We start from the raw sequence: 13,411 nt of genomic DNA on the forward strand, positions 1-13,411 counted from the left end.
TGATGGCCGAGACAACGCTGCTCGACATCAAGGGCGTCGAGACCTACTACGGCAACATCAAGGCGCTGAACGGCGTCGATGTCCACGTCAACCAGGGCGAGATCGTCGCGCTGATCGGTGCGAACGGTGCCGGCAAGTCGACGCTGATGATGACCATCTTCGGTGCGCCGCGCGCTCGTGCCGGCTCAATCACTTTCGCCGGCACCGACATCACCCAGATGCCGACGCACGAGATCGCCCGCATGCGCATTGCGCAGTCGCCGGAAGGCAGGCGCATTTTCCCGCGCATGACGGTGATGGAAAACCTGCAGATGGGCGCCGGTCTCGACAATCTCAAGCACTATGACGAAGATGCCGAGAAGGTGTTCGCGCTGTTCCCGCGCCTCAAGGAGCGCATTGCCCAGCGCGGCGGCACGCTGTCGGGCGGCGAGCAGCAGATGCTGTCGATCGGACGTGCGCTGATGGCGCGGCCTAAGCTGCTGTTGCTCGACGAGCCGTCGCTGGGTCTGGCGCCGCTGATCGTCAAGCAGATCTTCGATGCCATCCGCGAGCTGAACCGCACGCAAGGGCTGACCGTGTTCCTGGTCGAGCAGAACGCCTTCGGCGCGCTCAAACTCGCCACGCGCGGCTATGTCATGGTCAACGGCAACGTGACCATGAGCGGCACAGGCAAGGAATTGCTCGCCAATCCGGAAGTGCGGGCGGCCTATCTCGAAGGCGGCCATCACTGATTTTGGAGCGGAATGTATGCATACGGTATTCCGCTCCAACTTGTTTGTTTGTCGCATGACCTTTGTCCGAAAAGTCTGCAACTTTTCGGGATCATGCTAGGGAGTCTTCATCATGCAAGGCATTCTTCACGAGGAACCTTCCATCTGGCAGTTCTTCTTCGTCACCTGTCTGCTCGGCGGCTGGGCGGCATGGATGACCGGCAAGGCCAGCGCCCAGACATGGCGCAGCCTGCCGGCGCTGTTCGCCTATCTGCTGGGTCTCGGCATAGGCATCAGGTTCATCCATCATGCCTTGTTCGGCGGCACGATGTTTTCGCTGCAATACTATGTCGTGGACACAATCGTGCTCATGATATTGGGATTTGTCGGCTATCAATACACGCGTACGAACCAGATGGTGACGCAGTATAATTGGCTTTACGAACGGGCTTCGATCTTAAGCTGGAAACCGAAAGGTTGACGTTCATCATTAACGCCGTTCCGGGGATGAATCGGCGTGACAAGGGCCTGAAAATCGGCAAAGTACGCTTTCTGCGATAAGGGTGGGCATCGCATGAAAGTTTCATCCACGCCCACCTCGTAAATGGGAGCGTTTAAATGAAGAAATCACTTTTGTCCGCCGTTGCCCTGACCGCGCTTGTCGCGTTCGGTGGCAATGCATGGGCTGACGTTATCGTCGGCGTCGCAGGTCCGATCACCGGTCCGAATGCGGCCTTCGGTGCGCAGCTGCAGAAGGGTGCGGAAGCGGCCGTTGCCGACATCAACGCAGCAGGCGGCATGAACGGCGAGCAGATCAAGCTCGAAGTCGGCGACGACGTCTCGGATCCGAAGCAGGGCATTTCGGTCGGCAACAAGTTCGTCGGCGACGGCGTGAAATTCGTGATCGGCCACTTCAACTCGGGCGTCTCGATCCCGGTTTCGCAGGAAGTCTACGTCGACAACAACATCGTCGAAGTGACGCCTGCGGCGACCAACCCGAAATTCACCGAGCGCGGCCTGTGGAACGTGTTCCGCACCTGCGGACGCGATGACCAGCAGGGCGGCATCGCCGGCGGCTATATCGCGACCAACTTCAAGGACGCCAAGGTTGCCGTCATCCACGACAAGACCCCCTATGGTCAGGGCCTTGCCGACGAGACCAAGAAGGCGATGAACGCAGCCGGCCTGACCGAAGTCATGTACGAAGGCGTCAATGTCGGCGACAAGGACTTCTCGGCGCTGATTGCCAAGATGAAGGATGCCGGTGTTACCCTGATCTATTGGGGCGGCCTGCATACCGAAGCCGGCCTGATCATCCGCCAGTCGGCGGACCAGGGCCTCAAGGCTACCCTGATGTCGGGCGACGGCATCGTCACCGACGAGCTGGCTGCGATCGCCGGCGATGCGGTTATCGGCACGCTCAACACCTTCGGTCCCGATCCGCGCCTGATCCCCGAGAACAAGGCACTGGTCGAGAAGTTCCGCGCTCAGGGCTTCGAGCCGGAAGCCTACACTCTTTACTCCTACGCCGCCATGCAGGTGATCGCCGAGGCTGCTGCCGTGGCCAAGTCGAACGACCCCGTGGAAGTGGCCAAGGCGCTGCACGAGAAGGGCCCGTTCAAGACCGTTCTGGGCGATCTCGCCTATGACGCGAAGGGCGATCCGAAGCTCCCGGGCTACATCATGTACGAATGGAAGAAGGGTCCGGACGGCAAGATCTCCTGGTTCCCGAAGTCGTAATTCGAAACGCAGCTCTATGGAATGCCCGGCGCTCGCGCCGGGCATTTTTGTTGGTGACAGGGCGGCAGCGAGGGTGGCTGGACAAGCCGTTAGCCGGGGTCGAATTTGTGCGGGCACGACAATTAGCGTCACCTCGCGGCGCCAATCGCACGCAGCTTTTCGAGCCGTGGTGCTAGAATCGCATTTAAATCGGTTTAATCTCTCCTCGATTTTGGTTGCACTGCAGCATTTTCGCGTTAATCATGCCTCCGCCCCATCCCTCCCTGTCCGGAGCCTCCTTCCTTGGCCATCATGAAGATCCTCGTCGCCAACAGGTCCGAAATTGCCATCCGCGTCTTTCGCGCGGCAAACGAGCTCGGCCTCAAAACCGTGGCGATCTGGGCCGAGGAGGACAAATATTCACTTCATCGGTTCAAGGCCGATGAAAGCTACCAAGTCGGGCGCGGGCCGCATCTGGCCAGGGACATGGGGCCGATCGAAAGCTATCTGTCGATCGAGGAAGTGATCCGGGTCGCCAGGCTGTCCGGCGCCGACGCCATCCACCCGGGCTATGGCCTCCTGTCGGAAAGCCCTGAATTCGCAGATGCCTGCGCCGAGGCCGGCATCACCTTCATCGGACCGAAGCCCGACACGATGCGCCGGCTCGGCAACAAGGTCGCCGCGCGCAATCTGGCCATCGAGGTTGGCGTGCCGGTGGTGCCGGCAACCGAACCGCTGCCGGACGACATGGAAGCAGTCAAGCAGCTCGCCAAGACAGTCGGCTATCCGGTGATGCTCAAGGCATCATGGGGCGGCGGCGGGCGCGGCATGCGCGCCATCCGCGCGGAAGCCGACCTCGCCCGCGAGGTGATGGAAGGCAAGCGCGAGGCCAAGGCCGCCTTCGGCAAGGACGAGGTCTATCTCGAAAAGCTGATCGAGCGCGCTCGCCATGTCGAGGTCCAGGTGCTCGGCGACACGCATGGCAACGCTGTACATCTGTTCGAGCGCGACTGCTCGATCCAGCGCCGCAACCAGAAGGTCGTCGAACGGGCGCCGGCGCCCTATCTCAGCGAGGCATTGCGCCAGGAGCTTTGCGGCTATGCGCTCAAGATCGCGCGCGAGACCAGCTATATCGGCGCCGGTACGGTGGAATTCCTGCAGGACGCCGACACCGGCAAATTCTACTTCATCGAGGTCAATCCGCGCATCCAGGTCGAGCACACCGTCACCGAGCAGGTGACCGGCATCGACATCGTCAAGGCGCAGATCCACATACTGGACGGCTTTGCCATCGGCACGAAAGAGTCGGGCGTGCCGGCGCAGGCCGATATCAGGTTGAACGGTCACGCGCTGCAGTGCCGCATAACGACCGAGGATCCGGAGCATAGTTTCATTCCGGACTACGGCCGCATCACCGCTTATCGCGAAGCCGCCGGTTTCGGCATCCGCCTCGACGGCGGCACCGCCTATTCGGGCGCGGTCATCACCCGCTTTTACGATCCGCTGCTGGAGAAGGTGACTGCCTGGGCCCCGACACCGGCCGAGGCGATCGCCCGCATGAACCGGGCCTTGCGCGAGTTCCGCATCCGCGGCGTGGCGACCAACCTCACCTTCCTCGAGGCAATCATCAACCACCCGCGCTTCGCCGACAATTCCTACACGACCAGGTTCATCGACACGACGCCGGAGCTGTTCGCGCAGGTGAAGCGGCAGGATCGAGCCACCAAGCTGCTCAACTATCTGGCCGACGTCAGCGTCAACGGCCATCCCGAAACCCGCGGCCGTCCGATGCCCAAGGCCGATGCGGCAGCGCCCGTCGTGCCCTATCTCAACGGCAATGTGCCTGATGGCAGCAAGCAGAAGCTCGACACGCTGGGGCCGGAGAAATTCGCTGCCTGGATGCGTGAGCAAAAAGAGGTGCTGGTCACCGACACGACGATGCGCGACGGCCACCAGTCGCTGCTCGCCACCCGCATGCGTACGCATGACATTGCCGGCGTTGCCGGCACCTATGCGCGGGCGCTGCCGCGGCTGCTGTCGCTGGAATGCTGGGGCGGCGCCACTTTCGACGTCGCCATGCGCTTCCTGACCGAGGATCCGTGGGAGCGGCTGAGCAAAGTGCGCGAAGCGGCCCCCAACCTTTTGCTGCAGATGCTTCTGCGCGGCGCCAACGGCGTCGGCTACACCAACTATCCCGACAATGTGGTGCAACATTTCGTCAGCCAGGCGGCGGCCGGCGGCGTCGACCTGTTCCGCGTCTTCGACTGCCTGAACTGGGTCGAGAACATGCGTGTCGCCATGGACGCGGTGGGCGCCGAGGGCAAGCTGGTCGAAGCGGCGATCTGCTACACCGGCGACATCCTCGATCCGGCGCGCGCCAAATACGACCTTAAGTACTATGTCGGGCTGGCGAAGGAATTGCAGGCCGCCGGCGCCCATATCATCGCCGTCAAGGACATGGCCGGGCTTTTGAAGCCGGCTGCCGCCGGCGTGCTGTTCAAGGCGCTGCGCGAGGCGACCGACCTGCCGATCCATTTCCACACCCACGACACGTCAGGCCTGTCGGCGGCGACGGTGCTGGCCGGCGTGGAAAGTGGCGTCGACGCCATCGACGCGGCGATGGATTCCTTCTCCGGCAACACCTCGCAGCCTTGCCTGGGCTCGATCGTCGAGGCGCTGAAGGGAACCGAGCGCGATCCCGGCCTCGATCCGCAATGGATCCGCAACATCTCCTTCTACTGGGAAGCGGTGCGCAACCAGTATGCGGCCTTCGAAAGCGATCTCAAGGGGCCAGCCTCGGAAGTCTATCTGCACGAAATGCCGGGCGGCCAGTTCACCAACCTCAAGGAGCAGGCGCGTTCGCTCGGGCTGGAAACGCGTTGGCACGAGGTGGCACAAGCCTATCACGACGTCAATTTGATGTTCGGTGACATCGTCAAGGTGACGCCGTCGTCCAAGGTGGTCGGCGACATGGCGCTGATGATGGTGAGCCAGGATCTGACCGTTGCCGACGTCGAAAACCCGGCCAAGGACATCGCCTTCCCGGACTCGGTCGTCTCGATGCTGCGCGGCGATCTCGGCCAGTCGCCGGGCGGCTGGCCTGCGAAGCTGCAGAAGAAGGCACTGAAGGAAAGCAAGCCGATCACCGTGCGGCCGGGCTCGCTGCTCAAGCCAGCCGACCTGAAGGCCAGCCGCAAGGAGATCGAGCAGAAGCTGGAGCGCAAGCTCTCGGAGTACGAATTCGCCTCCTGGCTGATGTATCCGAAAGTGTTTACCGACTTCGCCGCCGCGCAGGAAACCTACGGGCCGGTCAGTGTGCTGCCGACGCCGACCTATTTCTACGGCATGAAGTCCGAAGACGAGATCTTCCTGGACATCGAAAAAGGCAAGACGCTTGTGGTGCGCTGCCTTGCGATCGGCGACGTCGATGAGAAGGGCATGGTCACCGTGTTCTTCGAGCTCAACGGCCAGCCGCGCCGTGTCCGGGTGCCGGACAGGGCGCATGGCGCCTCGGCGGCCAAGGCTCGGCGCAAGGCCGAGCCTGGCAACGAGGCGCATGTCGGCGCGCCGATGCCGGGCGTGGTCTCCGCCCTTTCGGTTGCCGCCGGCCAAGCGGTCAAGGCCGGCGACGTGCTGTTGTCGATCGAAGCCATGAAGATGGAGACGGCCCTGCATGCCGAGCGCGACGGCACAGTGGCCGAAGTGCTGGTCAAGGCCGGCGATCAGATCGATGCGAAGGATCTGTTGATCGCGTTTGGCTGACGCGCGGATCCATCACACTGGGGACGGCTGGCAGCAGCCGTTCACGAAGCGCCGATAATGGCTTGACCCGCCGCGCCTGCTCGGGCATCGAACCCGCTCCCAATTTACCGCGCCAGAATCGCGGTGCTTAAAAAGTAGCGGAGAAAAAACATGGCCGACGACATCACAGATACCAGCCAGACTGTTGCCGCCGGCCAGTTGCGCGCCTTCATCGAGCGCATCGAGCGGCTCGAGGAAGAAAAGAAGACCATCGCCGACGACATCAAGGAAGTGTTCGCCGAGGCCAAGGGCACCGGCTTCGACACCAAGGCGATGCGGTCGATCATCCGGCTGCGCAAGAAGGACCAGGCCGAGCGCCAGGAAGAGGAAACCATCCTCGATCTCTACAAGGCCGCGCTCGGCATGGTGTAAGGCTGTCTGGAAATTCTACTCCGGCTGATATCGCCGGAGCGAATTTCGAAACAGTCTCGGGCCAAGGAATGATGCTGGACGGGCATCGAACCATGAGCGAATTCGACTTCGGCGCCCGCCGCGCCTCTGAATTCCGCCAACGCAGCTTCTGGGCGCTGTTCGCCGAACGGCATCCGGAGGAACGCGCTTCCATGGCGCGGCGCGGACCCTGGTTCTGGCAGCGCGGGCTGCCTGACTTCGCTCTGGTCCTGTCCATGTATGTCGCGCCGGCGCAAAGCCAAGTTGGCGTCTTTTTCGGCCGTAACGAGAAGTTCGGCGCGACCGGGGTCTGGTCGCGGCTGAAGCCGTTCCAACCGGCAATCGAAGACTGGCTGAAGCTCAGGCCGGAGCAGAGCTGCGAGGGCCTCGGCATCAATTCGATGTGGCGGGTGAACTGCTATGCCGAGGACAACTGGCCGGCCATGGCCGACTGGCTGGTGACGGAATGCTCGCGCTTCGAGCGCGCCGTCACCGACGTGCTGGGAGAGGGATAGCTATCAGGTGTTGGTGCAAAGCATCGGATCCTTCTTCGACTCGCGCTGGCAAGGCGCGGTGCCGGTCGAGCGGTTGTTCTGGCGCGATCTAGTGCTTGTCGGCACGGCGATCAACATCGCCTCGTCGGTGGCCGCGCTCATTCTGCTCGGCTTGAAGCTGCCGCTCGCCGTCGTCCTGGCGGTGCATTTCGCGCCCGTGCCCTACAACATCTTTCTGACCTTTGCCGTCTGGCGAACCACGGAAAAATCCAGTGGCGCCAAGGCTTCGTTGATGACGCTCGGGGCTACGCTTTGGCTGATCCTGGTGGTGGTTGTCTGAGAAGATTGACACGAAAAAGGGCGGCCGAAGCCGCCCTTTGAAGATGGTGGTCAAGCTGCGGCTTAAGGCGCCGGCTCGAATTTCAGCGCCACGCCGTTGATGCAATAGCGCAGGCCGGTCGGCGGCGGGCCGTCCTCGAAGACATGGCCGAGATGGCTGCCGCAGCGGGCGCAGTGGCATTCGGTGCGGACCATGCCGTAGCTGCGGTCGACGGTGTTTTCGACCGAACCGGGCACCGGATCATTGAAGCTCGGCCAGCCGGTGCCGCTCTCGAACTTGAGCTTGGATTCGAACAGCGGCTGGTCGCAGCCGACACAGGAAAAGGTGCCGGCGCGCTTTTCGTAGAGCAGGGCGCAGCTTCCGGGCCGTTCGGTGCCATGGCCGCGCATGACCGCATATTGCTCGGGCGTCAGGCGGGCGCGCCATTCGGCGTCGGTGCGGGTGACAGGGTAGGTGTGGGTGTCCATTTGATCTCCTCAGCCTTGGCGGCTTGTTGTTGGTTGCAAGCTATCTTCGCTTAGAGATAGGCGTTTGTTACGTGTTTTGCTCGCATTTTCAGCCGAGCTCCTACCCAATCGCCTGGAGATAGCGGGCGATCGACGCATGAAATGCCGTTCTTGCGCCGCCGATGATGTTCTGCTGCCACCACGCGCCGTAGATGTCGTCGAATTCGAAAGGCTCAAGTGCCGCCGCGATGCGTCGCACGGCCGGCGCATTGAGCGGAATGTAGTTCGGATAGCTGTACATGAAGCTGACATGGCGACGCGTCGGCGTCACCTGCAATATGTCGCCGGACAGCAGGGCGTTACCGCCATCGCGTTTCCAATGCAGCACCTGGCCGCCGGCAAAATGGCCACCGCAACGCACGAGTGTCAGCGACGGGTTTATGGCCAGCGTCTCGCCCGCCCAGCTGACGATGGCGTTGTGCGGCCGCATGATCCACTGGCGGTCGTCGGCATGGAGATAGATCGGCACGCCGCCAAACGCCTCGCTCCACTCGACCATCACCGAATAATAGTGGCAGTGCGAAATAGCGATCGCGGCCAGGCCGCCGCGACGGTTGATTTCGGCTACCGCCTCGTCGCTCACCATCGAGATGCAATCCCACAGCACATTGCCGTGCGGCGTCTGCGCCAGCAGCGCCCGCTGGCCGATAGCAAAGCGCGGCTCGATGCCGAAAGCGAGAACGCCGGCATCGTCCTTCATCACAAGCCTATGCCCGGCAGAGAGTTCTTCCCCAGTGATCCAGGCCTGGCCTTCCCAGCGCACATATTGTCGCTCGTCCTCGCAGATCGGGCAATTTTCTGGAGGGGTCTGCGTTGCCGCGAACTGGACGCCGCATTGCGGGCAAAGAAAGCAGGTCATCGGTTTTCCTCTCATATCAATGCTTGCGTGAGAGCTGCTTCGTCGCGGCTTCCAACCCGGCCAGCGTCAGTGGGAACATGCGGCCGCCGAAGAGATCGCGGATCATCGCGATCGAATGGGTGAAGCCCCAGTTTTTCTGGTTTTCGGGGTTCAGCCAGACCGCATTCGGCCATTGCTGGATGAGGCGGCCAAGCCAGACACTGCCGGCTTCCGGATTCCAATGCTCGACCGAACCGCCGGGATGCGCGATCTCGTAAGGGCTCATCGAGGCATCGCCGACGACGATCACCTTGTAGTCGGGGCCGTATTTGTGAAGCAGATCGAAGGTCGGGATGGTCTCGGCATGCCTGCGCCGATTGTCCTTCCAGACGCCCTCGTAAAGGCAGTTGTGGAAGTAAAAATATTCGAGCTGGCGGAATTCGGCGCGGGCGGCCGAAAACAGCTCCTCGACGCTTTTGATGTGGTCGTCCATCGAGCCGCCGACATCGAAGAACATCAAGAGCTTCACGGCGTTGCGCCGTTCGGGGCGCGTCTGCACATCGAGATAGCCGTGCTCGGCGGTGGCATGGATGGTGCCGCGCAGGTCGAACTCTTCCTCCGCACCCTCGCGCACCCAGCGGCGCAGGCGCTTCAGCGCCACCTTGATGTTGCGGGTGCCGAGCTCGACGGCGTCGTCGAAATTTTTGAACTCGCGCTTGTCCCAGACTTTCACCGCACGGCGATTTCGGCTTTCATGCTGGCCGATGCGCACGCCTTCGGGATTGTAGCCATAGGCGCCGAAAGGCGAAGTGCCGCCGGTGCCGATCCATTTCGAGCCGCCCTGGTGGCGGCCTTTCTGCTCCTCCAGCCGCTGCTTCAGTGTCTCCATCAGCTTGTCGAAACCGCCGAGCGCCTCGATCAGCTTCTTCTCTTCCTCGGTCAGGTGCTTTTCGGCGAGCCGGCGCAGCCATTCCTCAGGGATGTTGGCGACACCGACGGCATCGGGGCCGGTGAGCGCCTCGATCCCCTTGAAGACATGCGCAAACACCTGGTCGAAGCGGTCGATATGGCGTTCGTCCTTCACAAGCGCGGCGCGGGCGAGGTAGTAAAAACCCTGGACGTCATAGTCGACCAGCCCGGCCTCCAGCCCTTCCAGCAGCGACAGATATTCCCTGAGCGAAACGGGAACCCGCGCGGCCTTCAGTTCGAGAAAGAAGGGGAGGAACATGGTTGGCCGTTATCTATGCCGAACGGTCACGGCGGAGTCGCCACGGGCACTGTCGATTTCGCCGGATTGCAGAAGATTTGCCACAGTACGTGGGTTGGGCATGGGCAAGTGCTTTGCGATGCGGGCTTCCGCCCCATTCGCGCATAGCCGACGCGGCATCGGCTATCGCTTCAGCCGGGTTTGCGCCGGCCCCGTGGCAGCCGGCGAGATAGGGCATCCGCACTCCCCAAACGCCGTCACTGCCATCCAGGATTCCGACATAGCGGATCATTCGGCTCCTTCCGCGTTAATTCGACCGCGCTCGCATCATAGCAGATCATACTCGATAAAACCTGTCCGCCGCGCGACATGGTCGTAGAGCTTGCGCGCTGTGGCGTTGGTTTCGTGGGTCATCCAATAGACGTTCTTGACGCCGATCTTGCCGGCTTCCTGCTTGACCGCTTCAATGAGGGCCGCACCGATGCCCTTGCCGCGCACATCAGGGTCGGCGAACAGGTCCTGCAGGTAGCAGTTGTTTTTCTCCGACCAGCCGGAGCGGTGATAGAGATAATGGGTCAGGCCGACCGCCTTGCCGTCGAGCGTGGCGATAAACCCCTTCGGTTCGAATTCACCTTCCGTGAACAGTCGTTTCCAGGTGATGTCGTAGACCTCGTCCGGCAGCTTGGTCTCGTAGAAGGTGAGGTAGGCAGTCCACAGCCGCCGCCAGTCGGCATGGTCGGCCAGCGCCAGCGGGCGGACGGTGATCTCGGTCATTTCGGTTCCTCCAAGGCCTTATCGGATTCCGGCGGAATCAGATCGGAAACACCATCGCCTAATCCACCGGCGAATTGTACTCGCGAAATGCGGTCGCCAGCATTTGCAGCGCGTCACGCGCCCGCGGCGCCAGATTGTGCGAATGCAGGACCACTTCGGAGGGGTCAAGCGACGGCAGGCCGAGCTTGCGGCCAACCTCGATCAGGCCGGGCGGAGCGACGCAGTGAGCCAGCGCCGAAACGGCAAAGCCCGCCGATATCGCAATGTTGACGGCCGCGCCGCCGCCGCCGACGAAGGCCTCCTCCCAGGCGATGCCTGCTTTGTCCAGCGCCTCGACCGCCCGCACACGATCCGGACAGTTGCACACGGTGCTTAAGAGCCCGAGGCGCAACGGCGTTCCGCGCTGCCACTCGAAGGAAGGTGCGGCGAACCAGCCATAGTGGTTGCGCGACAAGGTCCGGCCAGGACGGCTGTCGCCTTCGCGGTGCACGATAACCGCGTCGAGCTCGCCGTGATCGAAAGCTTCCTTGAGCACCGTGCTGGTATCGATCCTCAAACTGAGCGTCAGCGATGGATCGTGCGCATGGAGCTGGGCAATCAGAATGGACAGCGCCGGACCGGCGGCATGATCGACAAAGCCGAGCGCAAGCCGGCACGGTGCTGACGCAAACTCCGCCATGGCGCGCTCGTGCGCGGCAAGGAAGTCGCGCGCGGCGGGGAGGAAGACGGCGCCTCGTGCCGACAGGCTGACGCGGCGCGGCGTTCTTTCGATCAATCGCGCGCCGAGCTTCTCCTCAAGGCGGCGCAGCTTGACGCTGATCGTCGCCTGCGTGCTGCCCAGCGCCGATGCCGCCTGGGTGAAGCTCTGCAGATCGGCCACCATCACAAAGGTTCGTACGGCGTCCACATCAAGACTGGTCATCGCAGCACTCCATTGGGCCAATCATTCCGTTTTGTCATTTCTGATATAGCCGAGCATAGCCTTTTTTCATGGTCGAGTCTCCTCTATCTCAAACCGGTCGCGGTTTGAAGAGCGCCTCATGCTCGGATGGAAAGAGATCGATATGCCAATTCAACGAAACACCATAGCGCTCACCGGCGTGTGCCTGGCGTCGCTGCTGTTCGGGCTCGAAATCTCCAGCGTGCCGGTGATCCTGCCGAAACTGGAAAGCGTGCTCGCCGCCGATTTCAAAGACCTGCAATGGATCATGAACGCCTACACCATTGCCTGCACCACGGTGCTGATGGCGACAGGGACATTGGCCGACCGTTTCGGCCGCAAGAGCGTGATGGTGATCACCACCGTCGCCTTCGGCCTCGCCTCGCTGCTGTGCGGCCTGGCGCCGAGTGCGGCGCTGCTGATCGCCGCCCGCTTCCTGCAAGGTCTCGCCGGCGGCGCGATGCTGACCTGCAGCGTCGCCGTGCTGTCGCATCAGTTCCAGGACGGCCGCGAACGCGGCAAGGCTTTCGTCGCCTGGAGCGTCGTCTCAGGCATCGGGCTCGGTTTCGGGCCCGCCATCGGTGGCTTGATCGTGGCGCTGTCGAACTGGCAATGGGTGTTCCTCATCCACGTGCCGCTGGCGATCCTGGCGCTCGCCTTTATCGGCGCCGGTGTCACGCAATCGCGCGATCACAACGCCCAGAAGCTTGACTGGGCCGGCATGCTGACGCTGTCGGCTTCTGTGTTCGGCTTCTCCTATCTGATTACGCAGGGTGCGGATCTCGGGAACAGCGCCCGCATCGGCGTGATATCAGCCTCCGTGGCTGCGTTCATCGCTTTCCTTGTCGCCGAGAGGGTCAATCCCTATCCGATGTTCGATTTCTCCGTGTTCCGCATCCGCCAGTTTTCCGGCGCGATCATGGGCGCCATCGGCATGAATTTCAGCTACTGGCCGTTCATCATCTATCTGCCGATCTATTATTCCGGCGTTCTCGGCTACGACAGCACGACGACCGGCCTGCTATTGCTCGTCTACACGCTGCCCTTCATGGTGATGCCGCCGATCGCCGAGCGCATTCGCGCGCGCTATCAGGCACGAATTGCCATCCCGCTCGGTCTGCTGACGCTAGGGATCGGTTTCATCGCCATGTGGATCGGCTCCAGGCTCGAGGGCGCCACCTGGCTGACCATGCTGCCCGGCACGCTGATTGCCGGCATCGGCATCGGTCTCACCAATTCGCCGACCACCAATACCACGACCGGCGCGGTATCGCCGGATCGTGCCGGCATGGCGTCCGGCATCGACATCAGCGCACGCCTGATCACGCTCGCTATCAACATCGCGGTGCTCGGCCTGCTGCTGACGCAAGGTATCGTTTCCCACCTGCGGGCCACACTCGGCGCGGCTTTGGAGCCGGATGAGTTGCGGGCACTGGCGGAAAGGGTCGCCACCGGCAATCTGGAGGGCCTTGCGCAGGGGACGCCGAAGCTCGCAGCCCTCGACCCGTCCGGCGCCATCGTGCATGCCGCGCTGGTCAACGGTTTCGGCTGGGTCATGCTCTATTGCGGGATCGGCGTTCTCGCCCTGTCGGTCATCGGCTTCGTCATCTTCGGGCCGAAGCGCGTCGCGCCGCAGGAGACAGGGCTTGCGGCGGCCGAGTGATCGGCCGAAGCCCGCTCATAGCGCTCAGC

The 13,411-nt window shown here is 62.5% G+C and carries 13 protein-coding genes; 8 read left to right on the forward strand and 5 right to left on the reverse strand.

From position 1 onward, the window contains the following. Positions 1–2: 2 nt before the first annotated feature. The 7 genes from X726_RS160480 to X726_RS160450 all read left to right on the forward strand — a co-directional run bounded on the left by X726_RS160480 (position 3) and on the right by X726_RS160450 (position 7,454). The gene (locus X726_RS160480; RefSeq protein ID WP_023668718.1) at positions 3–731 is read left to right on the forward strand and encodes an ABC transporter ATP-binding protein; all 729 of its coding nucleotides are present in this window, start codon (positions 3–5) and stop codon (positions 729–731) included. A gap of 112 nt (positions 732–843) precedes the next feature. Further along, entirely contained in the window at positions 844–1,191 is a 348-nt protein-coding gene (locus X726_RS160475) for a DUF6867 family protein (protein WP_023668719.1), read from the forward strand. A 137-nt stretch (positions 1,192–1,328) separates the two neighbouring features. After that, complete coding sequence (locus X726_RS160470; RefSeq protein WP_023668720.1) at positions 1,329–2,450, forward strand: branched-chain amino acid ABC transporter substrate-binding protein; 1,122 nt, start codon at positions 1,329–1,331, stop codon at positions 2,448–2,450. A 282-nt stretch (positions 2,451–2,732) separates the two neighbouring features. Next, positions 2,733–6,191: a pyruvate carboxylase gene (pyc, locus tag X726_RS160465; protein ID WP_023668721.1), complete on the forward strand. Its 3,459-nt coding sequence runs from the start codon at positions 2,733–2,735 to the stop codon at positions 6,189–6,191. Between the two features lie 150 nt (positions 6,192–6,341). Then, the gene (locus tag X726_RS160460; protein ID WP_023668722.1) at positions 6,342–6,602 is read left to right on the forward strand and encodes a DUF2312 domain-containing protein; all 261 of its coding nucleotides are present in this window, start codon (positions 6,342–6,344) and stop codon (positions 6,600–6,602) included. A gap of 92 nt (positions 6,603–6,694) precedes the next feature. Beyond that, positions 6,695–7,135, forward strand: coding sequence for a hypothetical protein (locus X726_RS160455; protein WP_023668723.1), 441 nt, complete (start codon positions 6,695–6,697; stop codon positions 7,133–7,135). Positions 7,136–7,142: 7 nt separating this feature from the next. Continuing rightward, positions 7,143–7,454: a hypothetical protein gene (locus tag X726_RS160450; protein WP_023829292.1), complete on the forward strand. Its 312-nt coding sequence runs from the start codon at positions 7,143–7,145 to the stop codon at positions 7,452–7,454. Between the two features lie 62 nt (positions 7,455–7,516). On the opposite strand, the gene msrB is transcribed toward X726_RS160450, so the two are convergent. From msrB to X726_RS160425, 5 genes are all read right to left on the reverse strand, one after another. Next, the gene (gene msrB / locus X726_RS160445) at positions 7,517–7,921 is read right to left on the reverse strand and encodes a peptide-methionine (R)-S-oxide reductase MsrB (protein WP_023668725.1); all 405 of its coding nucleotides are present in this window, start codon (positions 7,919–7,921) and stop codon (positions 7,517–7,519) included. Between the two features lie 100 nt (positions 7,922–8,021). Beyond that, entirely contained in the window at positions 8,022–8,819 is a 798-nt protein-coding gene (locus tag X726_RS160440) for a hypothetical protein (RefSeq protein WP_023668726.1), read from the reverse strand. A gap of 16 nt (positions 8,820–8,835) precedes the next feature. After that, positions 8,836–10,026: a VWA domain-containing protein gene (locus tag X726_RS160435; RefSeq protein WP_023668727.1), complete on the reverse strand. Its 1,191-nt coding sequence runs from the start codon at positions 10,024–10,026 to the stop codon at positions 8,836–8,838. Between the two features lie 306 nt (positions 10,027–10,332). Next, a complete protein-coding gene (locus X726_RS160430) occupies positions 10,333–10,779 on the reverse strand; it encodes a GNAT family N-acetyltransferase (RefSeq protein ID WP_023668728.1) in 447 nt (148 codons plus the stop codon). A 58-nt stretch (positions 10,780–10,837) separates the two neighbouring features. Beyond that, positions 10,838–11,701: a LysR family transcriptional regulator gene (locus X726_RS160425; protein ID WP_023668729.1), complete on the reverse strand. Its 864-nt coding sequence runs from the start codon at positions 11,699–11,701 to the stop codon at positions 10,838–10,840. A 142-nt stretch (positions 11,702–11,843) separates the two neighbouring features. On the opposite strand from X726_RS160425, the gene X726_RS160420 reads away from it, so the two are divergent. Continuing rightward, positions 11,844–13,382 (forward strand): MFS transporter, encoded by a 1,539-nt coding sequence (locus X726_RS160420; protein WP_023668730.1) that lies wholly within the window; start codon positions 11,844–11,846, stop codon positions 13,380–13,382. Positions 13,383–13,411 lie beyond the last annotated feature (29 nt).

Origin of the sequence: Mesorhizobium sp. LSJC285A00 (assembly GCF_000503155.1) — a bacterium.
Taxonomy (GTDB): domain Bacteria; phylum Pseudomonadota; class Alphaproteobacteria; order Rhizobiales; family Rhizobiaceae; genus Mesorhizobium.

Bases quoted from the DNA above. Each gene is read 5' to 3' on its own strand.
- X726_RS160480 (WP_023668718.1), top strand. From the start codon at position 3: ATGGCCGAGACAACGCTGCTCGACATCAAGGGCGTCGAGACCTACTAC.
- X726_RS160475 (WP_023668719.1), top strand. From the start codon at position 844: ATGCAAGGCATTCTTCACGAGGAACCTTCCATCTGGCAGTTCTTCTTC.
- X726_RS160470 (WP_023668720.1), top strand. From the start codon at position 1,329: ATGAAGAAATCACTTTTGTCCGCCGTTGCCCTGACCGCGCTTGTCGCG.
- X726_RS160460 (WP_023668722.1), top strand. From the start codon at position 6,342: ATGGCCGACGACATCACAGATACCAGCCAGACTGTTGCCGCCGGCCAG.
- X726_RS160455 (WP_023668723.1), top strand. From the start codon at position 6,695: ATGAGCGAATTCGACTTCGGCGCCCGCCGCGCCTCTGAATTCCGCCAA.
- msrB (WP_023668725.1), bottom strand. From the start codon at position 7,921: ATGGACACCCACACCTACCCTGTCACCCGCACCGACGCCGAATGGCGC.
- X726_RS160440 (WP_023668726.1), bottom strand. From the start codon at position 8,819: ATGACCTGCTTTCTTTGCCCGCAATGCGGCGTCCAGTTCGCGGCAACG.
- X726_RS160435 (WP_023668727.1), bottom strand. From the start codon at position 10,026: ATGTTCCTCCCCTTCTTTCTCGAACTGAAGGCCGCGCGGGTTCCCGTT.
- X726_RS160430 (WP_023668728.1), bottom strand. From the start codon at position 10,779: ATGACCGAGATCACCGTCCGCCCGCTGGCGCTGGCCGACCATGCCGAC.
- X726_RS160425 (WP_023668729.1), bottom strand. From the start codon at position 11,701: ATGACCAGTCTTGATGTGGACGCCGTACGAACCTTTGTGATGGTGGCC.
- X726_RS160420 (WP_023668730.1), top strand. From the start codon at position 11,844: ATGCCAATTCAACGAAACACCATAGCGCTCACCGGCGTGTGCCTGGCG.